This window comes from Mesorhizobium sp. M0601, from assembly GCF_040320845.1.
Lineage (GTDB): Bacteria > Pseudomonadota > Alphaproteobacteria > Rhizobiales > Rhizobiaceae > Mesorhizobium.
Window position 1 is genome coordinate 29,694 of the sequence record NZ_JAMYQK010000028.1, and the last position, 26,243, is coordinate 55,936.

A 26,243-nucleotide genomic window follows, 5' to 3' on the forward strand; every position below is an offset into this window, starting at 1 on the left:
AGGTTCGCGCCCTCCATGCCTATCGCCAGCCACCGGAGGCGGTGATGCGCTCGCCGGTCAGCCAGGACGCTTCGTCGGAGGCGAGGAACACCGCGACGCGGGCGACGTCGTCGGGCAGGCCGAAGCGACCGAGCGGCGTCATGGCTATAATCTGCTTCTCGAATTCGCTGCCGACGATGCCGATGCGCGCGAGGCCCTCGGTATCGATGCCGCCGGGCGCGATGGCGTTGACGCGGATGTTGCGTGCGCCGAGCTCCCGCGACATCGACAGCGTGATCGTGTCCACCGCACCTTTGGTCGCGGCGTAGACGAGCGAGTTCGGTTGCGGATTGCGGCTGGCGACCGAGCTTATGTTGATGATGCTGCCGCCGCCCGCGCCAAAATGGTTCACTGCTGCTTGCGTGGTCAGAATGATGCCCAACACATTGGTGTCGAACTCGCGGTGAAACTCGGCCTCGGTAACCGCTTCCAGCGGCTCGAATGCGAAGACTCCGGCATTGTTGACCAGTATGTCGAGCCCGCCAAACTCCAATTTCGCCGCCTCGAACAGGCGGCGCACATCAGCCGCTTGCGACACGTCGCCCTGGACGGCGACGGCGCGGCCGCCACGGTCCTCGATCTCGGCGACGACGCGGTCGGCGCCTTCCCGTGACGAGGCGTAGTTGACGACCACTGCGGCGCCGGCCGTGGCAAGACTCTTGGCGATGGCGGCGCCGATACCCTTGGAGGCGCCGGTGACGATGGCGACCTTGCCGTTCAGCTTGCTCATCAAATCTCTCCTTTGTTGACGATGAGCGGTATTTAATCATGATCGAAACGCGTATTATGGTGCCCACAATCCGTTCTTTCGTTCCTGGAATTCCGGAATGACCACCATCCTCGAAAAGACCGCCGGTCTCGTCGCCTTCGTCCGAACCGTCGATGCCGGCTCTTTCCATGCCGCCAGCCGGCTGGTCGGCTCCAGCCCGTCGGCGGTGTCGAAAAGCGTGGCGCGGCTCGAGCGCCGGCTCGGCGTCAGGCTGATCCAGCGCTCGACGCGTCGGCTCGGGCTCACCAGCGAAGGCCTCGCCTATTACGAGCGCGTGGCGCCACTGCTAAGGGCGCTGGACGATGCCGAAGACATCGTCCAGATGGCCGATACGGCGCGCGGCCTGCTGCGCGTTACAGCGCCGGTCGAACTCGGTCGCGGCCTGATCGCGGCATGGGCGCAAGCGTTCCTTGCGCAGCATGGCGAAGTGAAGGTCGAGCTCAGCGTCACCGACCGTCACGCCGATCTGATCCGCGAAGGCTATGATGTTGCCGTGCGCATGGGGGCGCTGTCGGACACGGGGCTGGTTGCCCGCAAGATCGCCAATCTGCCGATCGTGCTGGTGGCCTCACCGGCCTATGTCGAGCGGCGCGGCCGCCCGGCATCGGTCGAGGACCTACAGAATCATGATTTCGTCCGCCACCAGATGGCCGGCCGGCCTTATCCGGTCACGTTTGCCGACGGTACGATGATCGTGCCGGATGGCCGGTTAGACACCGACGACGGCGGCGCCATCCGCAATGCAGCACTTGCCGGTGCCGGCATCGCGCATCTCATGCAGTTTGCGGTGCAGGACGATCTCGACACGGGCCGCCTGGTCCGCATGCTGCCCGAGGTGGCGATGCGGACCATGCCGGTGCACATCGTCCATGCCTACGGGCGGCAGCTACCGGTCCGGGCGCGGCTGTTCGTCGACTTCCTGGTGGGCCAAATGGCGGCACTGACGCGATAGGGCAGACGCGGTCTGACGCAAGCACCCAGCTTTTGGCAGAGACCAACCGTGCCGGCCGGTGCGAACCACCCTTACCCGAAGCTAGAACGTGATCTTCACTGAATCGGCGCTGCGGTTGGCCGCGCCGTGGTGGACGGCCTCGATGTTGTTGCCGTCGGGGTCGAGCAGGAAGGCGGCGTAATAGCCGGGATGGTAGGATCGCTCGCCCGGCGCACCATTGTCGGTGCCGCCGGCCTCAAGCCCGGCCCTGTAGAAGGCATCGACCATCGCGCGGTCCTTTGCCTGGAAGGCCAGGTGGTGGCGGCCGGTCAGCTTTCCCAGGGCCGCCGGGCTGTCGGGGCTGGAGATGAACAGCTCGTCGGCCCAGAAATAATCATTGCCGGCGCCACCGATCGGTATGCCGAGCACGTTGAGAACCGCCTCGTAGAAACGACGGCTGGCCTTGAGATCCCTGACCACCAGATGGAGGTGGTCGATGAGACGCCCGCGATGAAGTTCCTGATTTGCCATGCTTGACAGCTCCTGATCGCCGGTTGGAAATCTAGCTTCGAATGGTGCGCGGTCAATCCAGAAAGCCGTGGAATGGCGCCATCGCGCCGACTGGATAAAAAATGCAACCGGATTGTCGGATTCATGACATGTCCAACGTCCTTCGGACGCAAGCGGCTCGGCGAAGCTCGAAAAGGTCGTGCCGTATCAACGCTTCCGGCATGGGAGAAAAGTGAAATGAGCCTTCCCTATCGTTGGGTTATCGTCGCGGCTGGCGCGCTGATGACCTGTGTCGCCCTCGGGGCGATGTTCTCGCTGGCGATCTTTCTCGAACCGATGGCGCTTGACACACAATGGTCGCGCGCCGGCATATCGAGTGCGATGACGCTGAACTTCCTGGTAATGGGCCTCGGCGGCTTCGCCTGGGGCGCCATTTACGACCGCTTCGGCGCCCGCATCGTCGTGATGACCGGCGCCGTGCTGCTTGGCCTGGCGCTGGTCCTGGCCAGCCGCACCGGTTCGCTGCTCGTTTTCCAGTTGGCCTACGGCGTGCTCGTCGGCCTCGCGGCAAGCGCCTTCTTCGCGCCGATGATCGCGCTCACCTCCGCCTGGTTCGACACGAACCGCAGCCTCGCCGTCTCGCTGGTCTCGGCCGGCATGGGCGTGGCGCCAATGACCATCTCGCCCTTCGCCCGCTGGCTGATTTCGGCCTACGACTGGCGCACCGCAATGTTCGACATCGGCATAACCGCGTGGGTGCTGCTACTGCCGGCCGCGCTTCTGGTGCGCCAGCCGCCCAAGCCCGCTGCCGACGGCGCTGCCCCAAGCGTTGTCGCCGAGGGTGCCGGCATGACGGTTCCGCAGGCGCTGCGCTCGCCGCAATTCATCGTGTTGGGACTGACCTTCTTTGCCTGCTGCGCGGCGCATTCCGGGCCGATCTTCCACATGGTGAGCTATGCGATGCTGTGCGGCATAGCGCCGATGGCGGCGGTCAGTATCTACAGCATCGAGGGCCTGGCAGGGCTGGGTGGCCGGCTGCTTTACGGCGTGCTTGCCGATCGGCTGGGCGTCAAGCCGGTGCTGATTACCGGGCTGGCCATACAGGCCGTGGTTATAGCCGCCTATCTGGCGGTCAGCGAGCTTGGTCAATTCTACACGCTCGCCGTCATCTTCGGCGCCACCTATGGCGGCGTCATGCCGCTCTATGCGGTGCTGGCGCGGGAATATTTCGGCCAGCGCATCCTCGGCACGGTGTTCGGTGCAGTAACCATGCTGTCCAGCCTCGGCATGGCTTTCGGCCCGCTCGCCGGCGGCATGGTGTTCGATGCCTATGCCAGCTATTCCTGGCTGTTCATCGGCTCGGCCCTTGTCGGGCTTGGCGCGATGGCGATTGCGATCGCCTTCCCGCCGCTGCCGCGCAGGGAGTTGCAACCGGCTTAAAGCAGGATCGGTGGAAAAGGGCGGCCGCTTGGATGGCAAGCGGCCGCGATCCAAAAATGGCTGGCAGTGTTTGTTCGGTATTATGAAACGCGAATTGCTATGCCCGCAGAGGCATCACCTCGGCGCCATCAAGCGTGTAGCGCGCATAGCGGAAATCGCGAATTCTCGCCAATCTGTCGCCGGCCCATTCCAGCAGGATAAAGTATTTTAGCCCTCCGGCCGAGTCGTCCGGATCAATCACAAGAATGGCTGGGTGCCGATCCACCAGGCCTGGAAGCAGCCGCCAATCGTGGATACCCGCGTAATTATGGAAGTACCGGCCCACTTTCGTGCGGCCACTCGCCCGGAGCCGGTTGACGAGGTCAAGCCGGACGTCCTCGGCCAGCATGTCGCGGATCGCATCGAAGTCGCGGGCGTTGAACCGCTCCACGTAGGCTGCCAGACGCGCCCGCTCGGGCTCGGCCAACACCGGCACAGGCCGATCGTCAGGCTCGCCGGAGACTTCGCGCAGGCGCAAACGGCCGCGATGCAGTGCGGCTTTCACCGCCGGAACGCTGCTGTCGATAATGTTGCCGATCTCTTCGATCGTATAGCCGAGCACATCCATGAGGATGACGCTGCTGCGCTGCGCCGCGGGCAGGCGCATGAAGGTCTGCAGGCTTGCGGCTGCAGTGTGCCGACCCTCGGCCGATATGCCGGGGTCAGGTATCGTGTCGATATCCTCGACGGCATGCGCGGCATCCACCCTGGCGCGACGGCGCAGGTGGTCGAGCGCTGCATTGTGCGCGATGCGAAACAGCCAGCCCTCGACATTGGCTATCGGCCCGGTCCCGGGGAACGCCTCAAGGGCCTTGACCGTAGCTTCCTGGACGACATCCTCGGCATCGATCACCGAACCGGTCATGCGGGCACAATAGCGGTGCAGTTTCGGCCGCAATTCGCCGAGCAGCCGATCAAATGGCTCCCGTCCTTCTGGGGTGCCGGTTGCGGATCCGGTCATCGCACAAGGATCAATTTCATGCGTATCTCCCAGGCAGGCGCCCGTCATCAGGCGCAGCGTCTTATAGACGCTCGACGATGGCAAAAGGATTCGGTCGAAAAAACTTTCTCTTGCTGGAATCCTTTGATGGTTCCTACGCGTCTCTGGATCACGGGCCCGTAACCTGGCGGGCCCTTTGTTCAAGCCGGAGGCGCCATAGTCATGAGCAAGCAAAGTGCGGGATCAACGAAGGTCTGGGTTCTCGCCCTCACGTCGATAGGCTCCTTGATGGTCGTTCTCGATGCGATGGTTGTGGCGACGGCATTGAGCACGATGCGGGTCGAGCTCGATGCCTCGCTGGAGACGCTGCAATGGACGATGAACGCCTATAATTTGAGTTTTGCCGTCCTGCTCATGACCGGGGCTGCGCTCGGTGACCGGTTCGGCCGCCGCCGTACGCTCGTTGCCGGGTTGGCGCTGTTCGTCGCAGCGTCGGTTGCCTGCGCGCTCGCTGGCAATGCCGGATTGCTGATTGCGGCCCGTGCGGTCCAGGGCGCAGGTGCCGCAATGGTCATGCCGCTGGCCATGGCGCTGCTGAGCGTCGCTTTTCCCCCGGAGGAGCGAGGCAAGGCGCTGGGTATCTTCAGCAGCATCACCGGCCTGGCCCTGATCATCGGCCCGATGGCGGGCGGTGCGATTTCCGAAGGGCTCTCCTGGCACTGGATCTTCTGGCTCAATGTCCCGGTCGGTATCGTTCTCATCCCGCTGGTGATGCGTCGGATTCCGGAGAGTCACGGGCCGGGCACGGCTATCGATGTCCTCGGCGTCGTGCTGGTAACTGCGGCGGCATTCGGAGTGGTCTGGGGCCTGATGCGCGGCAACATCGTGGGCTGGAGCAGCTCTGAAGTGCTGACGGCGCTGACGGCCGGGCTGCTTTTCGCCATCGCGTTCGTCCTTTGGCAGCTGCGTACCCGTGAGCCCATGCTGCCTTTGCGGTTCTTTCGGGCGCGCGCATTCTCCTCGGGGGTCGGCGCGAACTTCCTGCTTTGCGCCGCCATGTACGGGCTCGTGTTCCTGTTGCCGCAGTTTCTGCAGTTTGCCCAGAGCCGTGACCCGTTCGGCGCCGGCATGGGATTGCTGCCTTGGACCGCGACGCTTTTCGTGGTCGCACCGATCTCCGGCAGCCTGATCAACCGCGTTGGCGAGCGCTGGCTTGTCGTGGCCGGACTGATCCTGCAAGCGGCTGGAATGGCTTGGCTGGCTCAGATCGCCGCACCTGATCTGCCCTACGTCCAGCTAGTCGCCCCGCTGATCATTACCGGTGCCGGCGTGTCGATGGCCATGCCTGCAGCGCAGAACGCGGTTCTCAATGCGGTCGCCCGGCCGGAGGTCGGCAAGGCTGCCGGCACGTTCAACACATTCCGCTTCCTCGGTGGCGTATCCGGGATCGCGATCGCCGGCGCGGTGTTCGCCGGCACTGGAAGCTTCTCGTCCACCGACGCGTTCAGCGATGGCTTCACCTCGGCAATCGACGTCTCCGCTCTGCTCTCGCTCGCCGGCGCGCTCGTCGGATTGGGGCTCCCGGAGCGTCGCGCAGTGGTGCTCGCGAATGCCAGCAAGGAGGCGTAACTCGGAGGGGGAAGCTTGCGCTTGCTCCACTGTTGTCGCGTTAACAGCAGCCGCGCCAGCGCAGCAAAAAGGTCGCCGAGCGTCGGTTGCCGGCCGGTCCTGTGGGGGGCATCTGTGTCCAGACCCAGATCTTGCGCGCCCGTGATGGCGGCGAACATGCTGCATCGCAGCACCCTGCCGCCGATATCGGCGGGCCAAAGGGAGTGCGAGAAAATCGTCAAAAATGGACAATTCGGGCTGGTTCCTGCTGTTTTTTTGGCTTTTATTAGCCGTGCCTCACGTTCCTGTTTCAAATGTGTCAACTTTTTGTGTTGCGTTGCACAATGGTGGTCCTATTCTGCGCAAGGGGGGCGCTTCCGATTGGAATGCGCCGTGAACGAAGCCGCTATATTGACCGATTGGCAGTTTCGCCGTCCCGCCGGCGTACGTCACTAATGGGAAATGCGCGCGACACCCAATTGGACGCGCTGAGGGCCATCGCCGTGACGATGGTGCTGTATTCCCATTTCTTCGCGGCTGGAGGGTCCTCGTTCTGGGGCCATATCGGCGTGCGTCTGTTCTTCGTGCTGAGCGGCTTTCTGATCACCCGCCTGCTGCTCGAAGCCCGCTCGACCGCCGAATTCGAAACCGGACCGGCGCTGAAATCCTTCTATATCAGGCGGGCGCTGCGGATATTCCCGCCCTATTTCGCCGTGCTGGGTTTCGTCTGGCTGGTGGACCTGGAGCAGTCCAGAGGATCGCTGGCCTGGCATGCGTTCTATCTGTCGAATTTCTGGTACGCGGCGCAGAATGAATGGACGCCCTGGCTGCTCTGCCATTTCTGGAGCCTGAGCATCGAGGAGCAGTTCTATATCGCCTGGCCGCTGATCGTCCTGCTGGCGCCGCGCCAGCGCCTCGAAGCGATCTGCATCGGCGTTATCGTGCTGTCGCTGGCCTATCGGTTTTATTGGCCGATCGCTGGAACGCCTGGTTTGGCGCGCGACCTGCTGCCGCCGGCGTCGATGGATGCACTGGCGTCAGGCGCGCTGCTCGCCGCCTACCGGTCAAGAACAGCCGGCTTGCCGCAATGGCTTCGAGCTGGCTGGCCGGGGCTCGCCGCGGCGTTTTTCGTTCTGCAGTGGTTTGCGCCGGCGCCGGCAAATCCGGTGCAGGAATGGGGCCTCTGGCTGCTGTTGCAGATCCTGCCTGTCGCCCCTCTGGTGGTCATCGTTGCAAGCTGTTCGACGGGCATTGGCGGTCGCGTCGGAAAACTTCTCGAACTGCCGCCGCTGCTTGGTCTGGGCCGCATCAGCTACGGCGTCTATCTCTACCATCCCATAGTGCTGGCTCTGGTCGTCAAGTCGCAGCCGTGGATCCCGCTCAACGTCTCGGAGCAAGGGCCCGGGCGGTTTCTGGTGGCGGGAACGGCAACGCTCATGCTGGCTTCGGTCTCGTGTCTGCTTTTCGAGAAGCCGCTCAACAGCCTCAAGCGCCACTTCCCCTATGTTGCTGGAAAAGGCCGCGGCGCCATCCCGGCAGGCATGGACGTGGGCAATGCCGGATGGCTCGCGGCGGGAGCATATCCGGGCAGGCCGCTTGATGGTGGCACGTCACCCTTGCCGCGCAAGCTGCACCGAACCGATCGGAGCTGATCATGGCTGCTGCTCCCTTGGTTTCCGTTCTGCTGCCGATCTACAATGCCGGACCTTATCTCGCCGCTGCGCTGGGCAGCGTCCTGCGCCAGGATTACGAGCGTCTGGAGGTCATCGCCATCGATGACGGCTCGACCGACAACTCGCTGCAGATCCTGCAGAAATACCGCCAGGCCGACAATCGCATCTCGATCATCTCACGCGAAAACCGTGGCCTGATCGCAACTTTGAACGAAGGCCTGGCCGTGGCGCGCGGCGATCTGGTCGCCAGGATGGACGCCGACGACATCGCCTATCCCCAGCGCCTGTCGCGGCAGGTCGCGCTGTTCAACCAGCAGCCTGACCTGGCTCTATGCGGCGCGGGTTTCGATACCTTGCTCGGCAACCGCATCGTCAGGGGTTCGCCCGATCCGATATTCCAGGACAATATCCTGCGAATACTGTCGATGTTCTTCACGATCTTCATGCATTCCACGGTCGTCTACAACAGGAAGGTCATCGAAGAGAGCGTTCTATTTTATGACGAAAGCTACAAGCATGCCGAGGATTTCGACCTGTTCAGGCGGCTGACCGACCGCTACCCGGCGGCCATGATCCCCGAAAGCCTGATCGCCTATCGTATCCATGACGACAGCGTGACCAACAGGCACAAGCGCGAAATGCGCAGGACCCATTTGAAGATCGTCGCCGAGAACCTCGAGCGCGAAGGGCTCGCACAAGAGACGCAAGGCCTGCGCGACATCGGTGAGGTCCTGTCGATGGACACGGGTCGCCGTGCCGCCGAATGGATCCTTGCGCTGGAAGAAAGGATTTCGGCACTGCCGGCCGAGACGAGGCCGAGCTACCAGGCCGGCACGCTGAACCTGTTCTATTTCCTCTACCAGCTGATATCGGGGGAAAGGCAGCCGCTGCTGATGCACGAATTCCTGACGCGGACGGCGAAATGGAACCTCATCCGGCGGCGCGAGCAGTACGTGTTTCGGACCGGTGCCTTCGCGCCGCGCTTCAGTCTCGCCTCGATGTCGGTCACCAGGCAGGTGGATGCCCTGTCGCGGTATCTGCAGTCCGTGCCGGCCGCGGCGGTTTTGCCTTCGAACCAGTTGAGCTAGCAACGCATGTTCGTCAAATCGCACCAGCTCCAGCAGCGCGGCCGCTCGACGGTGCCGGCGGCCATGTCGCCGCGGCCGCAGCAAGGACCGGCGCTGGCGGTCAGCTTCATTGTCTGCACACGCGACCGTGTCGCCGTACTCGAGCCCTGCATCAGCTCGATCCAGGCCGCGTGTCGTGCCCATGCCGACTTTGCCGCCGAGCTGGTGGTTGTCGACAACGGCTCGACCGACAGCACGGCCAAACGGCTGGCCAGCATCGCCGAACTGTCGGACATCCCGTTCACCGCCATTTGCGAGCCGCGACCCGGATTAGCGGCCGCGCGCAACGCCGGGCTGGAGCGGGCGCGGGGCCGCGTGCTGGTCTTCGTCGACGATGATTGCGCGGTCCACAAGGATTATTTGCGCGATCTGCAGCGGCACTATGCGGCCGGCGAACGGGTCATCCGCGGCGGCCGCGTCGAGATCGGCGACCCCCGCGACCTGCCGTTCACTATCAAGCGGTCGCCGGTGCGCGCGCGGCTTACGCAGGATGTCCATCCCGGCGGCTTCGTGCTTGGCTGCAACATGACGATGCATCGCGATGTCGCCGCCCGTATCGGGCGGTTCGACGAACGGTTCGGCGCCGGCGGCCCGCTGCGATCGGCGGAGGATACGGACTATCTGGTGCGGGCGGTGCTGCTTGGGATTCCGGTCGAATACGTGCCCGACATGACCATCTATCACCATCACGGCCGGCGCGACCGCAAGGCCATCGAAAAGCTGCATCGCGACTACAGCATGGGCAATGGCGGGCTTTGCCTGAAGCATATCCGCCACGCGCCGTGGCTGCTTCGGCATTTCTACTGGTCGATGAGGGCGGCCTTGCGCGAACTGGGGAAAGGCCCGCTGTTCGACCGTGAACTCAAGCTGTCGCACTGGCCGATCATCGGCATGAACTTGCTGGGCGCGGCCAAGTTCGCGGTGCTTTTGCTGGCGAAATCCCCCGCGACGACGGAAATGCGACAGGAGCAACAGGCAAATGCCGAGGCAAGGTGATCCGCCATCATGCGACTGATGCCGCCCAGCCTGCCGATGCTGCGCCGCGCGCTCCGGCAAAAACAGTTGCGCCTGCTTCCGGCCGTGGTGGTGCTCGGGCTGCTCAGTGCCGCGCTTGAAGGCTTCGGCATCGGCCTGATCATCCCGTTGCTGAACATAATCATGGGGCAGGAGGGGCAGACCGGCATGGCCGGCTTTTCCGCCGTCTTCCAGCATGTCGGATCGAGTTTGAGCGAGCGCGACCGCCTGATCGTCATATCCGTCGCGATTCTCGGCTCGATCGTGCTGAAGAACCTGTTCGCCTTTGCCAACACGCTGCTGACCACCTTTATCTATGGCAAGGCAAGCCATTCGATCCGCAGCGCGCTGTCGGAGCGGCTGCTGCGGGTAGGCTATCCATTTTTCCTGCAGCAAAGCCCCGGACGGCTGCTCAACATCATCTCCAACGAATCCTGGCGGGCCTCGGATGCCATCCAGATCATGCTGGGGGCAATCGTCAACGCGTCGGCCGCAATCATCCTCCTGACCTTCCTGCTGCTCCTGTCGTGGCAGATGACGCTGCTGGTGACGCTGGGCCTGGCGCTGGTCCAGGTCGCGCACGCCGTGCTGTCGGCCAATCTGAAGGCGCCGAGCCGCAGCGTCGCCTCCCGCAACAGCCAGCTCGCATCGCAGATGCTGCATCTGGTGCATGCCGGGCGGCTGATCCGCATTTTTGGCCAGGAGCAACGCGAGAAAGCGGCTTTCGACCAGGCATCCGACGCGGTGCGCCGGGCGGCCTTCGTGCTTTTAACCCGCCAGGGAGCGTTGCCGCCGCTGACCGAGGTTCTGCACGCCATGCTGTTCCTGGCGGTGGTGATCGGCGCCTGGTTCGCCAATGTCAGCTTCCCGTTGATCGTCGCCTTCGTCATCCTGCTCTACCGGCTGCAGCCCTACATGCGATCGTTGCAAATGGCCTGGAGCCAGCTGCAGGGCCTCAGCGGATCGCTGGAAGAGGTGACGTGGATGCTGGACCCATCCGACAAGCCAGCGCCGCCGCAAGGCAGCGCAGCGTTCCCCGGGCTCAGCCAAGGCATCAAGTTCGAGGACGTCACCTTTACCTATTCCGGCTCGGAGCAGCGCGCGGTGGTGCTGCATGCGGCGAGTTTCGATATCCGTAGCGGCCGCTCGACCGCGCTGATCGGCCGGTCGGGCGCCGGCAAGACGACGATCGTCAACCTTTTGTGCCGCTTCGTCGAACCGGATAGCGGCAGGATCCTCGTCGATGGATCGCCGCTGGACCGCATAGACCCCGGCCAGTGGCGAAAGCACATCGCGCTTGCCAGCCAGGAGCTGGAGCTGGTCGACGGCACGATTTTCGACAACATCATCTACGGCCAGGACGCGGCCTCGGCCGATGACGCCGAGCGCGCGGCAAAACTGGCCGAAGCGCATGGCTTCATCGAGCAACTGCCGCAGGGTTACTGGACGGTCGTCGGCTACCGCGGCGTCAATCTCTCGGCGGGACAGCGACAGCGGATCGCGCTGGCCAGAGCGCTGGTGCGCGATCCCGATATCCTGATCCTGGACGAAGCCACCAATGCGGTGGACGGCCTGTCGGAAGCGGCAATCGTCGAGACGCTCAAGTCGCGGGCCGGCCGCCGCACTACCATCGTCATCAGCCATCATCGCAGCACCATCTCGTTCTGCGACGACGTCGTGATCCTGAGCCACGGCCGTGTGAAAAAGCAGGCGCCGTTCGCCGCGCTTGCGACGCTCAGCATGGACGAGCTTTACCAGCACGAGGCGCTGGAAGGCTGAGGGCGACCCCGCTGCGTGCGCGCGCTGGGAGGTCGTCTCGGATGTCAAGCCAGGTCAAGCATCTCAGGGGCAAGGAAGACCTCCGCCATACGTCTCTACGGGGTTTCTGGGATGATGAGTGATCCCGAGCTTACCCGCTTTTCATCTGGAGCGTACAGAACCAAGGGTCCGCCTGCCAAATCCAGCAATGGCAGGCGGACCCTAATCAGCGCATGAAGGGACTGATTCTGCGCCGATGTCTCCTCGAGGAGGTGACGCCATCAACTGAAGACGGGCGCAGTTGTTCCCGATGCCGGCCGTACACAAGACCATTGCGCAGGCAGGTCAGACTTAGGTCCCTGTAAACGCGCATCGCTGGCTGGAGTGAACATCGGATCGGCTCGGTGGTAGCGAAACTTCGGCCGGAGATAGATGCAGCCATTGGGTTCCGGGGCATGACCGGCTCGGCGCTGATCATGGGCGGCGATCGATCCCCGCACGACTGATGCCGAGGGGCGCTTGCAGTCCTGCGGAATACGCATCCACCGGCGCCAGTGAAGTTGTCCAAGCGGTACCGGCTCAGCGGTCGTCAAGCTGTTGCTAATATGCAGCACAGGCAGCGCTCTATGAACGGCGTCGCTTGGAACCGCTACCTCCGACCAACCGTTAGTGTCACAATGACAAACCAAAAAGTGAGGCTGATGATGGACCCGCTGCAAAACAACACGTTGGAGATCTGGTGTCTTGCGGCCGTTCCGCTGTCGCTGCTCCTTACGGTGTTATTAGCCGGACTTATCCTTTAGCCGGACCCAACGAGGCCGGCTGCGGACCGGGGCCTGGAAGATGAAAATGCCGGCTATTTAGGCACGCTAGGCGTCGCGGACACCCGTAGCACCAGGCTGTGGCAGCCTTTCCAACATTGCCATCATAATCGGCTCTTTCGACCGGTCCGGTCGGCGGCGATTGCTCGCAGGCCCGTTGCGAGGGCGAGCATGCGAGCTCGTACGTTTTTTACACAATCTCTGATTGGTGGACTCGCCCGCCGCCATCGACGTTAATTTTGCGTTAGCGACAGGAGGGGGGAGATCGCTAAAGGGAGGAAGAAAATGAAAGAAAACTACGATCTGACGATCGACTACGACGACGAACCTTACGACAACAAGCCTTATGATCTAGCCACATTCGCAAGGAAGCACGGGCTCAACATTCGAGCCGCCGAGCTTCTTCTTTTCGCCAAAGGCCCGTCTCGAGCGGCCTGCGATGCCGCGGCGAGGGCTTTTCTCGCGGCGGTAGCCGCACAAGCTATGAGACAATCGGCGCGGTAGGTCTCACAAAGCCATTGCTGACACGGTCTGCCGTGTCAGCAACCCAACGGACAGCGCTGGAAATTCCAGGCCGTTTCCAACAAGATGCCTGAGCATCCGGGAACGGCCTGAAAATGTGCAATCTCTACAACATCACGACCAGCCAGGAGGCCATCCGCCAGTGGACCCGCGCCTTGCGCGACATCCTCGGCAATCTCGAACCCTCCATCGACATCTATCCCAACCAGCCCGGCCCGGTGGTGCGCAACGCGCCGGACGGCGAACGCGAATTGGCCAATCTGCTGTGGGGCATGCCGACGCCACTGGAGCGGGTCAAGGGCAAGGCCGACTACGGCACCACTAATATCCGCAATCCGCAATACGGCCACTGGCAGCAATATCTCGGCATCGAGAACCGCTGCGTGGTGCCTGTCACCAGCTTCGCCGAGCCCAGCCCGACGCCCGGCGACAAGGACCCCGAGACCGGCATCCAGCGCAACTACTGGTTTGCACTCGGCGGGGACCGCCCGCTGTTCTTCTTTGCCGGCCTGTGGACGCGCTGGCATGGCCTTCGCAAGGTCAAGGACAGCCCTGCCGATCACCAGGTCTATGGCTTCATGACGACCCAGCCCAACGCGCTGATCGCGCCAATCCACGAAAAGGCGATGCCGGTGATCCTGACCACGCCGGAAGAAACCGAGACCTGGCTGACGGCGCCATGGTCGGAGGCAAGGCACCTGCAGCGCACGGCGCCCGATGACGCGCTGGTGATCGTCGAAAAACCGGCGACACAGATCAAGTTTCCGCAGCAGGCGCCGGCGCAAGGCTCATTGTTTTAGCGCTTGGTTTTAGCGCTTGAATTTCTGCAGCACCCAGATGTAGCCCTTGGGTGGATGGTCCTGGTCGATGAACTGCGTCTTCACCGTCGTGTCCTTGCGGGTGCATCGTTTGCACCTGAACCTGATCGCTTCCAGCGGCTTGCCCCAGCCCACCACCTGGGCCACGTCATTCGCCCTGAAGCGTCCGACATGGTAGCAATGGCCGCACTCCACGATGAGCAGCATGTTGGCCTTGGCGGCACGCCCAACGCTGTCCATCGGCCCGGCCATGGCTCATTTCCGGGTCGAGTAATCCTCGGGCAGCGGAAGCAGGCCAAGCTCCGCCATCCGGTAATCGGGCTCCTTCTCCGCGACGCTGGCCAGCACCTCGTGCAATTTCTCGACAAGCCCGCAAAGCTGCCAGAACAGCTCGCCATGCGCCTTCAGATGCAGTTGCGACGACAGCACCGTCTTGCGCAGGCTCAAAGTGTCCCTGATGATCGCCTCCGCATCCCTCGCCGACAGCCTGTCGAACCGGCTTTTTCGTCTGCCCATCGCGGCTCTCCTCGATTTGTGAGCAACCGCCCCGCCTGCTGACAAATAGGAAGGCATTCCTCGCAGAGTCAATTCGCTCTTGACATTTTTGTTCCCGTTTTGTTCAATCTCAACAGAAACTAATGGAGGCATCGAAGCGACAGCACGCCGCCTCAATGCCTCTTGAAATACTGCACCTCACGTTCGTGCTTTTCGGCGGCCTCGCGGGTATCGAAGGTGCCGAGATTGCGGCGCTTGCCGGTCTTTTCGTCCTTCTTGCGCGAATAGAGGCGGTATTTTCCGTCTTTGAGTTTTCTGATCATCTGTCACTCCCGAGCCGCTGCTTCCCCTTAAGGTTGCGCGCGGCTTGTTCGATAGCCGCCCTGTCGTTTCCCAGCCTGTCGATCAGCTCCTGCGCCTGTTCGCCCGATATGCCGGTTCGCACCGCCAGGGCCTCCACCGTCAAAACGTCGGAGCTCGCGACCTCGCGGGTTTCCGGCAGGGCATCGCCTGCCGTCAATGGCAGGGCTGCCTCCCTGTCGATCTCGGCCTCGGCCCGGTGCCAGTGCCGCTCGGGATCGCCATGGATCCCGCCTTCGCGTTCCCAGATCTGGTATGCGCGCTCACGAATCTTGTCTTCCCGGTCGTCGCCCATGTTGATTTCTCCTTTGGGTATCGGATGAACGCCGCGCCAACCCGAATGATCCAAGAAATCTGCGTGATCGTTGGGTGGGGTCGCACAAGGCGCTATGCACTGCGGCCGCCAGCCACCCCACGGCCTGCCTACTCGCACTGCCTGCGCGGCCCGCCCGAATACGGCTGATAGCTGTTGTCCTCCGGTCGATATGACCGGTAGCGGCTGAAGCAGTATTGCACGTGGTCGAATGAGAGCTCGGCGGAGCCGGGTTCATCCGATGGCGGGTAGCCCTCCACCGACGACGTATCGCTCGCCTCGAAATAGCTGCCGTCATCGGCGGCGCCGGTGTCGAAATAGGGCGAGATGCAGGGGCGCTGTTGTCCGCTGTAGGACGTGTAGCGGTTGTCGTCTGGCCGGTAGGAGCGATAGCGGCTGGCGCACCATTCGACATGGGCGGCGGGTAGCGTCTGCTGCTCTTCCACCACCGGCTTGATGGAGCCGGTGGTGTCGGGTGTCGAAGCTGCTGCGGTGTCGGCGGGTTTCGCGGTGCGATCAACTTCCGAGGTGCGAACGGGGACCGGGCGGGCCGGGAGGCGCTCGAGGCGCTGCGAGGCTGGGTTCACCGGTCGCGGATCCTTGGCCCACAGTTCGGCGACGCTGGAGGCCGGGGCGGCCGGCCGTACCGGCTTGGCTATTAGAAGCCAGGTGGCGAAGGCGAGACCGCTGGCGAATACGGCGAGCGTCAGCACGAAGCCGCCAAAGATTGCGAACAAGGCTTTCATGCCGCGCTCCTTCGCCTCCCGGTTAAGGAAATGCGGGGGCGGGGAATCCGGTTCCAGGAAAGAGCGGGGCAGGGGTCTTAGGCGGCTTTCAGTGCAGGCCGAATTCGCGCAGCAATTCCTCGCGGTAGCGCACGAAGCGGCTTTCGCTGCGCTCGCGCGGGCGGGGCAGGTCGATGTCGATCAGCCGCGCCGCGCCGCCTTTCTCCTTGGGCAGGATCAGCACCCGGTCGGCGAGGTAGATTGCTTCCTCGAGGTCGTGCGTCACCATCACCATGGTGACGTTCTCCTCGCTCCAGATGCGCGCCAGTTCCTCCTGCATGCCGATCTTGGTCATCGCATCGAGCGCGCCCAGCGGCTCGTCGAGCAGCAGGATTTCGGGCTGCACGGTCAAGGCGCGGGCGATGCCGACGCGCTGCGCCATGCCGCCCGACAGCTGCCGGGGAAAGGCATCGCTGAATTCGGCGAGGCCGACGAGCGCGATATAGAAGCGCGCCCGTTCCTCGGCCTCGGCCTTTGGCACGCCGCGCACTTCGAGACCGAAGGCGACATTGCCGAGCACGGTCAACCAGGGCAGTAGGCGCGGTTCCTGGAAGATCACCGCACGTTCGGCACCGACGCCGTGCACCGGCTTGCCGTCGATGGCGACGCCGCCGCTGTCGGCGGCCTCCAGCCCGGCAAGGATGCGCAGCAGCGTGGTCTTGCCCGATCCGCTGGCGCCGACGATGACAAGGCATTCGCCCGAGCGGATGTCGAGGTTGAGGGTCCTCAGAACAGCGAGCGAGCGCCCACTGATGCTGAACGATTTGGACAGGTCGCGTATGCTGACCTGACCGCCGCTTGTGCTGCTCATCGCGCGCGTCTCCCAACTGGTTGGTCGGTTGCCTTTGTCAGTTGGTCTTGGTTTCGCCCGGCCGGTAGAGGATGTCTGTTGCCTTCAGCTTGCCCTTTGGCAGGCGGCCGTCGCGCTCGAGCACGCTGACCCAGAAGTCGATGTCGCGGTCCGTCGCCTTGGCCCCCTGGCGCAGGCCGAAGCCGGTCCAGTAACGCGCCAGTTCGCCGTTTTCGCCGCGCTTGTCGAGGATTGTGGCGAGCACCTTGCGCGCTTCGTCGGGGTTCTGCAGCGACCAGTCGGAGGCGCGCGCCGATTGTTCGACGAAGTTGCGGGCGGCGTCCGGATGCGCGGCGATGAAGTCGCGCCTGAGCACGACGAAGCCGCCGGCCAGCTCGCCCAGCACGTCGGTGTCGTTGAACACGCCACGCACGCCGCCGTTGTCCACGAGGGCGCCGGCAAACGTCGCCTGCCAGTAGCCGAGCGCCGCGATGTCGACCTGACGGGAGCGCAAGGTCTGTTCGAGCTGCGGTCCGGGCACGACGACGAGATTGGCAGCATCCGGCGGCAGGCCGACGCTGTGCAGCGCCTCGCGCACGGTGTAGTCGAGATGGGCGCCGAGCGTGTTGACGGCGATGGTCTTGCCGGCGATGTCGGCGATCGATTTGATCGGGCTGTCGTCCAGCACGTAGAAGACGCTGCGCACCTTGCTGTTGATGCCGTTGCTCGGATAGGCGGCGACGAAGTCGTTGCCGCCGGAGATCGAGTTGATCACGGCTGCGGTTGCAGCCGAGCCGATATCGACGCTGCCGGAGGCCAGCGCTAACAATGATTCCGGGCCGCCGCCGGAATAGCCGACATTCTCGACCTCGATACCGAGGCCTTTGAAATAGCCGAGCTCGCCGGCCAGCTCATGCGGAGAGATGCTGCCACGGCTGGCGAGGGAGCGGAACTTCACTGGTTCCGCTTCGGCAAAGGCGAAGCGCGGCAGGCCCGCGGCGAGAAGGCCGGCGGCGAAGGGCGCGCCGGCAAGCAGGGAACGGCGGGAGATTTTCATGGTCCGGGTCTTTCCTGATTTGAGTTCTGGCCTGGTTGAGATTGGTAAGGGCGGGTGGTCAGTCGACGGCATTGCTCCAGCGGCAGAGCCGACGCTGCAGGCTGACCAGCGCCTGGTTTGCAATCAGGCCGAGGCCGGCGAGGATGACGATTGCCGCAAACATCAGCGGGATCTGGAAATTGTATTGCGCGTTCATCACCTGGAAGCCGATGCCCTTGTTTGCGCCGATCATTTCGGAAGCGATCAACAGCAGCAGCGCCGTGGTGGCGCTGAGCCTAAGCCCAACGAAGATCGACGGCACGGCGCCGGGCAGCACGACGCGACGGAAGACGGTGAGCTGCCTGGCACCGTAGACGCGGGCCATCTCCAGCAGTTTCGGATCGACCTGCTTGACGCCGCCGATGGTGTTGAGCAGCAACGGGAACAGCGTCGCCCAGAAGATGACGAACACCTTGGAGGCCTCGCCGAGCCCAAGCAGCAGGATAAATACGGGATAGAGCGCCAGCGCCGAGGTCTGGCGGAAAACCTGCAGGATGGGATCGAGCGCGGTTTCGACCGTGCGCACCTGACCCATGAACAGGCCAAGTGGGATGGCGACCAGCACGGCGGCCGCGAAAGCGAGACCGGCGCGCTGCAGGCTGATGGCGATGTCGCCGAGCAGAGTGCCGCCGACCAGCCCCTTCCAAAGTGCCGCGACAATCATGTCGATCGGCGGCAGCACGGCCGCGTTGACCCAGCCCGCGCTGCTCGACACTTGCCAGATTGCGAGGAAAGCGATGAGGACGCCGTAGCGCGACAGGAAGCGGATGCCCGCCCGGCCACCGAGGCGCAGGAAGTCCGTGCCGAGGCTTGTCGTGCTGTCGGGCGTGCCGAGGCTGGCGGCCTGTTCGATGTGCTGCAAGGTTGCCTCCTGCTTGGAAAATATCGGGCTTCTCGGGATTATTCGGCGGCCAGCACCGCCGAGCGGGCGGCGGTCCAGGGGTTTTCCGGCCGCCTGAGGCCGAGGTTCTCGCGCAGGGTCCTGCCTTCATAGGCGGTGCGGAACAGGCCGCGGCGCTGCAGTTCGGGGATCACCAGCTCGACGAAGTCGTCGAGCCCGCCGGGCAGCCAGGGCGGCAGGATGTTGAAGCCGTCGGCGGCTTCGTTGCCGAACCATTCCTCCAGCTGATCGGCGACCTGCGTGGCGCTGCCGATGACGGTATAATGGCCGCGGGCCGTTGCCACCCATTGGTAGAGCTGTCGGATGGTGAAGTTGTGCTCGTCGGCAATCTGGCGGATCAGCGCCTGGCGGCTCTTCATGCCTTCGGTCTCCTTGCTCGGCGGCAGTGGTCCATCGAGCGGATAGCCGGTGATGTCGAGCGTCTGGCCGGCCAGCCCGTTGAGCAGGGCGACGCCGTCTTCGGGCAGGATGAGATCGTTCAGTTGCTGGTACTTGGCGCGCGCTTCTTCTTCGGTGCGGCCGACGAAGGGTGCCACGCCCGGCATGATCAGCACCTGCTCGGGATCGCGGCCGACGGCCGCCACGCGCGCCTTGATATCGCGATAGAATTCCTGCGCCGACGCCAGGTTCTGATGGGCGGTGAAGATGACTTCCGCCGAGTGGGCGGCGAGCTCGCGACCGTCTTCCGATTGCCCCGCCTGCACCACGACCGGATGCCCCTGCACCGGGCGCGGCACGTTGAGCGGCCCTTTCACGCTGAAATGCGCGCCCTTGTGGTCGATGTCGTGGAGCTTGTCCTTGTCGTAGAAGCGCCCCGATTTCTTGTCGCGGATGAAGGCATCGTCCTCCCAGCTGTCCCACAGCGCCTTGACCGTCTCGACGTGCTCATGCGCGCGGGCATAGCGCTCGGCGTGGGCAGGCTGCGTCTCGCGATTGAAGTTGCGCGCGGTTTCGTCGCCGGCCGAGGTGACGACGTTCCAGCCGGCGCGGCCGTTCGACAGATGATCGAGCGAGGCGAATTTGCGGGCGAGCGTGTAGGGCTCCTCGTAGGTGGTCGAGGCGGTAGCGATGAAGCCGAGATGCGTGGTGAGCGGCGCCAGCGCTGCAAACAGCGTCACTGGCTCGAAGCCGGCGATCTTGGCATTGCCGCCTTCACGCGCGCCGAGGCCGACCGTCAGATTGTCGGCGAGGAAATAGGCGTCGAACAGGCCGCGCTCGGCGGTCAGGGCGAGCTGCTTGTGGAACTCGAAATTGGTGGCGCCGTCGGCCGGCGCCTCGGGGTGGCGCCAGGCGGCGATATGCTGTCCGCCGCCGGGCAGGAAAGCGCCCAGTTTGATTTGCCTGGATTTGGTGGATCTGGTCATCGCGGCGTGCTCCTGGACGGATCGGAAAGGGGATCTCGGGTCAGTGGTGCGTTCAGGCGGCAAGGCCGACGCCGTAGGGCACCCCGGTTACACGGCATGCCTCGGCGACCGCCTGCCGAGCGCGGGCGTGGATGGCTTCCGACATCAGCACGCCATTGGCAAAATCCTTGTCGGAGGCGTAGATCGCGGTCGGCACGGTCAGCGCCTCGAAGAAGCCGAACAGCGGCCGCAACTGGTGCTCGACGATCAGCGAATGGCGCTCGCCGCCGCCGGTCGCGGCGAGGATGACGGGCTTGCCCCTCAGCGATGACGGATCGAGCAGGTCGAAGAAGTGCTTAAAAAGCCCGGTATAGCTGCCTTTGAAAGTCGGCGAGCCGGCCACCAGGATGTCGGCGCCCAGCAGCCGTTCGACGATGTTGCGCGCCGCCGGGTCGAGGTCGCCGAGGCGCCTTGCCTGCGGCAGGGACGCGCCGAGATCCTCGATGTCGAAGACGGCCGAGGCCGCGCCGATGCTTTCGGCGGCCTGCCCGACAATGTGGCTGACGAACGCCTTGGTCTTCGAGGGCCGCGTCAAATTGCCCGACAGCCCCACCACGAGCTTTTTCGACATTCCTGGCTCCCTCTCAAGCGCTCTATTTTAGGATCTTGGGTCTAGCGATCTATGTTAAATCTAGAGAGTTTGTAGAATTAAGAGAGTGAGAAAATTTCAAAAGTAGCGCATTGGACGAACGGAGTTTGCGGCACATCGCCTGCAATTGGTTTATTCAATGCGCCGCAGCGCGCTGAAAACCCGCCACAGCGCCTTCAGCCGCGATGGCGCAGCGCGTCGGACAGAGCGCATGAAGCCGGCCGGATATATAAGGCAAGTCGCCCTCGGACGCTCCCGGCGCGACGTCGAGGAACTATGTCCCGATACCACAATCCTCGACGGCCTAGCGGTCCTCGGGGAGGATGCAAGCGAGGCACAGGCCACGGCGCTGGAGTGGCTCCGCAGCATGCAGTGAGTCAGGTCAATTTGATTCAAATCCGGCTGTGGATATTTGCTTTTGGCTAAATCGAGGCGGTCATCTTGCCGGCGGGCGGGCAACAGGGAGATGCCTATGACAAGCGACTTTGCCGCCGCACACCTGCACCTTGAACGAGCCTGCCACTATTTGAGCGGCGAGGACGAGACGAGCCGCACGGCTCGTGCGGCTCTGGATCTCCTGATCGATGCAATTGTCGCAGCGCAATACAAGCGGCCGGTGGGAGATGTTGTGGAGTTTCCAAGGCCGGCAAAGCTGGGGCAATCCGCAAGCGGGAACGGGTAGTCCAACTGGCGGCGTCCCTTGTCCTGCCGGATTTACATGAACCAGGTGGCCACCAGGCCGATCGTCGCCGAGAAGATGGCGGCGGTCGTTGCCCAACCGAGTATGTTGGTGCTGCGGCTGTTCACCTGCTCCCCCATGATCCTGCGGCTGTTCGTCATCAGCATGATGAGCAGCAGCAAGGGCGGTGTCGAGAAGCCCTGAACGATGCCGGACCAGACCAGCGCCTTCATCGGATTGAAGCCGAGAAAGTTCAGGCCAGCGGCGATCGCCGTAAAAAATCCGATGGCGAGGTAAAATTTGGGCGCCTCTCGAGCCCGGGCGTGCAGGCTGTTTTTCCAGCCGATGGCTTGTGCCACGTCATAGGCAGCGCCGGTGGTCATGACAGGAACCGCTAGGAAACCGACGCCGATCACACCTGCGGCGAACAGAACGCTTGCGGCCTGGCCGGCGAGCGGCCGCAGCGCCTCCGCGGCTTGCGCGGCCGTGTCGATATCGTGATGCCCCGCCTTGTAGAGCGTCGCCCCCGTCGACAGGATGATGAAATACATGATGAGATTTGAAAACATCATGCCGATGAGGATGTCCCGGCGCGAGCGGCGGAGTTCGCTGTCGGTAGCGCCCTTCCTTTGGCTGAGCGTTGTGCGCCCCTGGGCAATCTCCTCCTCCACCTCCTCATTGGACTGCCATGTATAGAGATAGGCGGACAGCGTCGTGCCGATGATGGCGACCAGGATCGACAGGAACTCGCGGTTGAATTCGATCCTTGGAAGCAGCGTTCCGCGCAGCACCGCCGCGGCGTCCGGCTTGGCCAGAATGGCGGCACCGACATAGGCGAGCAGCGCCAGCGCCAGCCAGCGAAAGATGTTGCGGATCAAAGTATAGGAGCCGAAAACCTGGAGGGCGAAGATGAGGGCGGCGACGAACAGCACGATCAGCGGAATGGGAAGCGGCACGAATATGTTGATCGCCGCCGCCATTCCACCAAGATCCGCCGCTGCCTCGATGGTGTTGCCGACGAGCACACCCAACAGCACCGACCAGAGCAGCCACCGCGGGTAGAAGTCCTTGATGACGTGGAACAATCCGCGCCCCGACACCTGGCCGAGCTTCGACGACAGATAGACGACCGCGTACATCATCGGCAACGTCACCGGGGCCGTCCAGAGCAGGTCGGGTCCGAAACGGGCGCCGGCACTTGCATAGGTGCCTATAGCGGAACAATCGTCGTCGGCCGCCCCTGTTATCAGGCCGAGGCCGAGCGCTCGTCCTATGCCGCCTTTGCCCTCCTTCGGTGGGATGGAATGATCGGAACCGGCCTGCCTCATTGCGACGGGACCGGGTTGCGAACGAAAGACGCGGCCTGCCATGCAATAATGGTAAGGATCGGTCGCGGCGCTGGTCTCATTTTGCTTCCTTCAACAACTTGCCCAAACCCGGCGTGCCATGACTTGTTCCGCGACGACGGGACAGGGGTTTTGTCTCAGGCAAAAAAGTTCGGGTTGACCGCTTCCGAACGCGAAGCGACTATCCGTTCGAGGCGAAGATCGCAGGAGGAAATGCAATGGACGAGCCCGGTCAGTGGCGCCACATGTCGAGCGCGCCAAGGGATGGCAGCAGAATCCTTGTCACGGTTCGGCCGTCTGAGCAGGGTCCGGCCGAGGTCGACATGGCTTACTGGGCCCGCGCCGATCAGTTCGGCAGCGAAGGCTGGCGTGCCTCCGACTCGTCTCCAGGACGCATCGTCGAATATGCCGAACCCGAACTGAAGTGCTGGATGCCGCTGCCGTCGGCCAATCTCAGCAAGGGATCGATGCCGAGCCCCTGGGAGGGCGAAGATGTGCCGCTGGTGGATGGCTCCGGGATATGAGCTAGCGGGAAGGTAGTTTTGATCGCTGGCGGGACAGCGCCTCCCTCTGTCCTGCCGGACATCTCCCCCAAGAGGCCCAAAGGGGCCCCAAGGGGGAGGATAGGCAGCTTCACTGTCGGCCCTCAGAACAGGAATGCAGCTGTAGCGGGGTTCGGGCCGGTGCGGCCTTCGGGCGAATCCATGCCCCGGATAAGCTCGAGGTCCTTCGCTTCGAGCTCGAAATCGAAGACATCGAAATTGGCGGCGATGCGGTCCTGGTGGATCGACTTTGGAATGACGATCAGCCCTTCCTGAAGATGCCACCTGACGATCGTCTGCGCCACCGACTTGCCGTGTTTCCTGGCGATGCTTTCAAGCGTCGGATCGCTCAACAGCCGGCCGCTGCCCAGCGGGCTCCAGCTCTCGATGCGGATGTTGTGGCTGTCGTGGAATTCACGTTTGTCACGCTGCTGGAAGCGGGGGTGGAGCTCGATCTGGTTGACGGTCGGCGTGACGCCGGTCTCGCCGATGATCCGTTCGAGGTGATCCTGGTTGAAGTTCGAAACGCCGATCGACTTGATCCGGCCTGATTGCCTGAGTTCGATCAGCGTCTTCCAGGCCTCGACATATCTGTCCTGGCTGGGCACCGGCCAATGGATCAGGAACAGGTCGATCTGTTCGATGCCGAGCTTGCTCATCGTTTCGTCGAAGGCGCGCAAGGCGGCGTCGCGCTGATGCGCGCCGTTGCGCAGTTTCGAGGTGATGAACAACTCGCTTCTCGGGACGCCGGCCGAGCGGATCGCCTGCCCGACACCTTCCTCGTTCTGATAGCCTTCGGCGGTGTCGATCAGCCTGTAGCCGGCCTCGATTCCCCAGCGCACCACCTTGGCGGTGATGGCTGGATCGACCTGCCACACGCCGAGGCCGATTTGCGGAATGGCGGAGTCGTCGTTCAATCTGATTTGTTCAGGTCTATTCAGGGTAATCTGTTCAGGCATGTTCAGGTCCTTCTGCATCGTTCCGCCCGGCGCAGGCTCTATCTAGTCTGAATGGCCGCCAAAGCCAGTCGATATCAGGAGAATGTGAGGAGACGGACGTGAAGCGCTGATCCTCCGCTTCGGGCCGACAGCTCTCTGTGACCCACGGGCTCCAGGGAACTCTATGCAGGATGACCCCACTATCGCGGATTCTGTGGTATTCTGTGACTATCCGAGGAGGCGACTGCGTTGACCAACAGCTTGGAAGCCGAAGGGGCAAGAGACTGGTCGCCCCTGCTGGTCGCGGCAGAACAAGGCGATGCGGAGGCGGTTCGATCGGAATTGGCGGCTGGCGCCGACATCAATCAGTCGGACGACGGCGGCTGGTCTGCACTTCACCTTTCAGCCCTCAATGACCGCACAGCTGTGGTGGAGGCGCTGATCGAAGACCCGGAAATCGACGTGAATGCCAGAAACAAGTGGAAGAGCACGCCCTTGAGCCTTGCGTCGGCCAAGGGACATTACGCGTGTATCTCAGTCCTCGTGAGACACCCCCAAATAGAGATCAACGCGCGAGCTGACTACTACGGCAGAACGGCTCTTATCGAGGCGGCGAAGAACGGGCATCTCGAAGTCGTCAAGTTGCTCGTGGAGAATGGCGCGGAAGTAAATCTGACCGACAAGACGGGGAGAAACAACGCGCTCATCGAGGCTATCAAGGGGCGGCACTACGAGATCGCGGCATACCTGCTGGATTCTGGGAAAGTGAGCTTTATCAACAAAGAGATGAGGCTAAACGCCCTGATCTGGGCTGGCAGCTGCCACAACCCTCAGCTTATCGAAAAGCTGGAAGCCGCGATCCACAGTTTCTTCGACGGCAAATAAGGGCCTCGCCCTTACTGTCGCGGGGCGCGTCCCTATCTCCCGTCACGTCGACGCGCTCGATGGCGCAAGCGGCCCCGCGGCGCTTCACATAAATTATTCAACCAAACGGTTGACTATCTCAAAGCGCGCGTCTATATTCAACTACATGGTTGAATTAGAGACACCCCAGATGGACGCGGTTTTTCACGCCCTTGGCGACGCCACCCGGCGGCACATGCTTCGCGATCTCGCCGATGGCGAGAAAACGGTAAGCCAGCTGGCGGAACCCTTCGTGATGTCGCTCGCGGCGGCTTCCAAGCACATCAAGGCGCTGGAGAACGCAGGGCTTATTCGTCGAGAGGTGAGGGGCCGCACGCATCTGTGCCGACTAGCCCCTGGACCGCTGGCCAGCGCCCATCAGTGGCTCAGCTTCTACGAGCGCTTCTGGACCGGTCGTCTCGATGTTCTCGAACGCCTTCTTCGCGAAGAGGACGCACGCAAAGCCCAGGATGAGTCCAGGAAATCGCCCAACCCGAAAGAAGGAGACGAGCAATGAACCAGATGAGAAGCATCGACGCCTATGGCGAGCTGAGCGAGCCCGCCACGTTCACCATCCAGCGCCTCTTGCCCGGCCCCATCGAGCGCGTCTGGGCCTATCTCACCGAGAGTGACTTGCGCCGGCAATGGATGGCCGCGGGCCAGATGGAACTGAAGGCCGGCAGCTCGTTCGAATTGGTCTGGCGTAACGACGAGCTGACGGACCCGCCTGGCCAGCGCCCCGCGGGCTTTCCCGAAGAGCATCGGATGGAGGGCCGGATCACCGAACTCGATCCGCCGCGCAAGCTTTCCATCACCTGGGGAAACACCGGCGGCGTCTCCTTCTTGCTGGAGGCGAAGGGTAGCGATGTGCTGCTCACCGTCGTTCATCGCCGCCTGCCGGAACGTGCAATCCAGCTCAACATCACCGCCGGCTGGCACATACACCTCGACCTGCTGGCCGCCCGCCTGGCGGGCAAGACGCCGACCTCGTTCTGGGACGGCTGGAGCCGCCTGCGGGAAGAATACGACCGCCGTCTGCCGGCCTGATGTAACTCGCGGCGGCTATCCCTGAGGTCGCCGCCAGCAACACGAAG

28 protein-coding genes are annotated in these 26,243 nt (G+C 63.2%); 13 read left to right on the forward strand and 15 right to left on the reverse strand.

The window, feature by feature from the left end; translation table 11 throughout:
- Nucleotides 1-19: 19 nt before the first annotated feature.
- On the reverse strand, nucleotides 20-769 hold the full coding sequence (locus tag NKI41_RS22470; protein ID WP_023677277.1) for an SDR family NAD(P)-dependent oxidoreductase: 750 nt from the start codon (nucleotides 767-769) through the stop codon (nucleotides 20-22).
- 97 nt (nucleotides 770-866) lie between these two features.
- Here NKI41_RS22470 and NKI41_RS22475 point away from each other — a divergent pair, with 97 nt between their 5' ends.
- The gene (locus NKI41_RS22475; protein WP_352541215.1) at nucleotides 867-1,760 is read left to right on the forward strand and encodes a LysR family transcriptional regulator; all 894 of its coding nucleotides are present in this window, start codon (nucleotides 867-869) and stop codon (nucleotides 1,758-1,760) included.
- Nucleotides 1,761-1,841: 81 nt separating this feature from the next.
- Here the strand turns inward: NKI41_RS22475 and NKI41_RS22480 are convergent, their stop codons facing one another.
- On the reverse strand, nucleotides 1,842-2,270 hold the full coding sequence (locus NKI41_RS22480; RefSeq protein ID WP_352685254.1) for a VOC family protein: 429 nt from the start codon (nucleotides 2,268-2,270) through the stop codon (nucleotides 1,842-1,844).
- Nucleotides 2,271-2,486: 216 nt separating this feature from the next.
- On the opposite strand from NKI41_RS22480, the gene NKI41_RS22485 reads away from it, so the two are divergent.
- Complete coding sequence (locus NKI41_RS22485; RefSeq protein ID WP_352501274.1) at nucleotides 2,487-3,689, forward strand: MFS transporter; 1,203 nt, start codon at nucleotides 2,487-2,489, stop codon at nucleotides 3,687-3,689.
- A 97-nt stretch (nucleotides 3,690-3,786) separates the two neighbouring features.
- Here NKI41_RS22485 and NKI41_RS22490 read toward each other — a convergent pair whose 3' ends face one another.
- Nucleotides 3,787-4,689, reverse strand: a complete 903-nt coding sequence (locus NKI41_RS22490; protein ID WP_352685255.1) for a sigma-70 family RNA polymerase sigma factor — start codon at nucleotides 4,687-4,689, stop codon at nucleotides 3,787-3,789.
- Between the two features lie 201 nt (nucleotides 4,690-4,890).
- Between NKI41_RS22490 and NKI41_RS22495 the strand changes: the two genes are divergently transcribed.
- From NKI41_RS22495 to NKI41_RS22525, 7 genes are all read left to right on the forward strand, one after another.
- Entirely contained in the window at nucleotides 4,891-6,297 is a 1,407-nt protein-coding gene (locus tag NKI41_RS22495) for an MFS transporter (protein WP_352685256.1), read from the forward strand.
- 434 nt (nucleotides 6,298-6,731) lie between these two features.
- A complete protein-coding gene (locus NKI41_RS22500; RefSeq protein WP_352685257.1) occupies nucleotides 6,732-7,928 on the forward strand; it encodes an acyltransferase family protein in 1,197 nt (398 codons plus the stop codon).
- Nucleotides 7,929-7,930: 2 nt separating this feature from the next.
- Nucleotides 7,931-9,037, forward strand: coding sequence for a glycosyltransferase family 2 protein (locus NKI41_RS22505; RefSeq protein ID WP_352685258.1), 1,107 nt, complete (start codon nucleotides 7,931-7,933; stop codon nucleotides 9,035-9,037).
- Nucleotides 9,038-9,043: 6 nt separating this feature from the next.
- A complete protein-coding gene (locus NKI41_RS22510) occupies nucleotides 9,044-10,072 on the forward strand; it encodes a glycosyltransferase family 2 protein (RefSeq protein ID WP_502901231.1) in 1,029 nt (342 codons plus the stop codon).
- 9 nt (nucleotides 10,073-10,081) lie between these two features.
- On the forward strand, nucleotides 10,082-11,869 hold the full coding sequence (locus NKI41_RS22515; protein WP_502901232.1) for an ABC transporter ATP-binding protein: 1,788 nt from the start codon (nucleotides 10,082-10,084) through the stop codon (nucleotides 11,867-11,869).
- Nucleotides 11,870-12,954: 1,085 nt separating this feature from the next.
- Entirely contained in the window at nucleotides 12,955-13,173 is a 219-nt protein-coding gene (locus tag NKI41_RS22520; RefSeq protein WP_292659780.1) for a hypothetical protein, read from the forward strand.
- 113 nt (nucleotides 13,174-13,286) lie between these two features.
- The gene (locus tag NKI41_RS22525; RefSeq protein WP_352685259.1) at nucleotides 13,287-13,991 is read left to right on the forward strand and encodes an SOS response-associated peptidase; all 705 of its coding nucleotides are present in this window, start codon (nucleotides 13,287-13,289) and stop codon (nucleotides 13,989-13,991) included.
- A gap of 9 nt (nucleotides 13,992-14,000) precedes the next feature.
- Here NKI41_RS22525 and NKI41_RS22530 read toward each other — a convergent pair whose 3' ends face one another.
- From NKI41_RS22530 to NKI41_RS22580, 11 genes are all read right to left on the reverse strand, one after another.
- On the reverse strand, nucleotides 14,001-14,261 hold the full coding sequence (locus NKI41_RS22530; protein WP_352685260.1) for a hypothetical protein: 261 nt from the start codon (nucleotides 14,259-14,261) through the stop codon (nucleotides 14,001-14,003).
- Between the two features lie 3 nt (nucleotides 14,262-14,264).
- On the reverse strand, nucleotides 14,265-14,525 hold the full coding sequence (locus NKI41_RS22535; RefSeq protein ID WP_352621365.1) for a hypothetical protein: 261 nt from the start codon (nucleotides 14,523-14,525) through the stop codon (nucleotides 14,265-14,267).
- Between the two features lie 152 nt (nucleotides 14,526-14,677).
- Nucleotides 14,678-14,827: a hypothetical protein gene (locus tag NKI41_RS22540; RefSeq protein WP_023677295.1), complete on the reverse strand. Its 150-nt coding sequence runs from the start codon at nucleotides 14,825-14,827 to the stop codon at nucleotides 14,678-14,680.
- Nucleotides 14,824-15,159, reverse strand: coding sequence for a DUF2934 domain-containing protein (locus NKI41_RS22545; RefSeq protein WP_352685261.1), 336 nt, complete (start codon nucleotides 15,157-15,159; stop codon nucleotides 14,824-14,826). The genes NKI41_RS22540 and NKI41_RS22545 overlap by 4 nt, the downstream gene beginning before the upstream one ends.
- A gap of 128 nt (nucleotides 15,160-15,287) precedes the next feature.
- Nucleotides 15,288-15,923 carry a BA14K family protein gene (locus tag NKI41_RS22550; protein WP_352685262.1) on the reverse strand — a complete coding sequence of 212 codons (636 nt, stop codon included), beginning with the start codon at nucleotides 15,921-15,923 and terminating at the stop codon, nucleotides 15,288-15,290.
- Between the two features lie 88 nt (nucleotides 15,924-16,011).
- Nucleotides 16,012-16,773, reverse strand: a complete 762-nt coding sequence (locus NKI41_RS22555) for an ABC transporter ATP-binding protein (RefSeq protein ID WP_352472198.1) — start codon at nucleotides 16,771-16,773, stop codon at nucleotides 16,012-16,014.
- A gap of 37 nt (nucleotides 16,774-16,810) precedes the next feature.
- A complete protein-coding gene (locus NKI41_RS22560) occupies nucleotides 16,811-17,809 on the reverse strand; it encodes an ABC transporter substrate-binding protein (protein WP_352685263.1) in 999 nt (332 codons plus the stop codon).
- A gap of 58 nt (nucleotides 17,810-17,867) precedes the next feature.
- Entirely contained in the window at nucleotides 17,868-18,710 is an 843-nt protein-coding gene (locus NKI41_RS22565) for an ABC transporter permease (protein ID WP_352685264.1), read from the reverse strand.
- Nucleotides 18,711-18,748: 38 nt separating this feature from the next.
- A complete protein-coding gene (locus NKI41_RS22570) occupies nucleotides 18,749-20,113 on the reverse strand; it encodes an LLM class flavin-dependent oxidoreductase (RefSeq protein ID WP_352685265.1) in 1,365 nt (454 codons plus the stop codon).
- 52 nt (nucleotides 20,114-20,165) lie between these two features.
- A complete protein-coding gene (msuE, locus tag NKI41_RS22575) occupies nucleotides 20,166-20,723 on the reverse strand; it encodes an FMN reductase (protein WP_352685266.1) in 558 nt (185 codons plus the stop codon).
- A gap of 732 nt (nucleotides 20,724-21,455) precedes the next feature.
- Nucleotides 21,456-22,748 carry an Nramp family divalent metal transporter gene (locus NKI41_RS22580; RefSeq protein WP_352685267.1) on the reverse strand — a complete coding sequence of 431 codons (1,293 nt, stop codon included), beginning with the start codon at nucleotides 22,746-22,748 and terminating at the stop codon, nucleotides 21,456-21,458.
- A 236-nt stretch (nucleotides 22,749-22,984) separates the two neighbouring features.
- Here NKI41_RS22580 and NKI41_RS22585 point away from each other — a divergent pair, with 236 nt between their 5' ends.
- The gene (locus NKI41_RS22585; protein ID WP_023677305.1) at nucleotides 22,985-23,290 is read left to right on the forward strand and encodes a hypothetical protein; all 306 of its coding nucleotides are present in this window, start codon (nucleotides 22,985-22,987) and stop codon (nucleotides 23,288-23,290) included.
- A gap of 122 nt (nucleotides 23,291-23,412) precedes the next feature.
- Here the strand turns inward: NKI41_RS22585 and NKI41_RS22590 are convergent, their stop codons facing one another.
- On the reverse strand, nucleotides 23,413-24,267 hold the full coding sequence (locus NKI41_RS22590) for an aldo/keto reductase (protein ID WP_352685268.1): 855 nt from the start codon (nucleotides 24,265-24,267) through the stop codon (nucleotides 23,413-23,415).
- Between the two features lie 228 nt (nucleotides 24,268-24,495).
- On the opposite strand from NKI41_RS22590, the gene NKI41_RS22595 reads away from it, so the two are divergent.
- The 3 genes from NKI41_RS22595 (at nucleotide 24,496) to NKI41_RS22605 (ending at nucleotide 26,196) form a co-directional block, all read left to right on the forward strand.
- On the forward strand, nucleotides 24,496-25,131 hold the full coding sequence (locus NKI41_RS22595) for an ankyrin repeat domain-containing protein (protein ID WP_352685269.1): 636 nt from the start codon (nucleotides 24,496-24,498) through the stop codon (nucleotides 25,129-25,131).
- Nucleotides 25,132-25,276: 145 nt separating this feature from the next.
- Complete coding sequence (locus NKI41_RS22600; RefSeq protein WP_023677309.1) at nucleotides 25,277-25,666, forward strand: ArsR/SmtB family transcription factor; 390 nt, start codon at nucleotides 25,277-25,279, stop codon at nucleotides 25,664-25,666.
- Complete coding sequence (locus NKI41_RS22605; protein ID WP_352685270.1) at nucleotides 25,663-26,196, forward strand: SRPBCC family protein; 534 nt, start codon at nucleotides 25,663-25,665, stop codon at nucleotides 26,194-26,196. Before NKI41_RS22600 ends, NKI41_RS22605 begins: the two co-directional genes overlap by 4 nt.
- Nucleotides 26,197-26,243 lie beyond the last annotated feature (47 nt).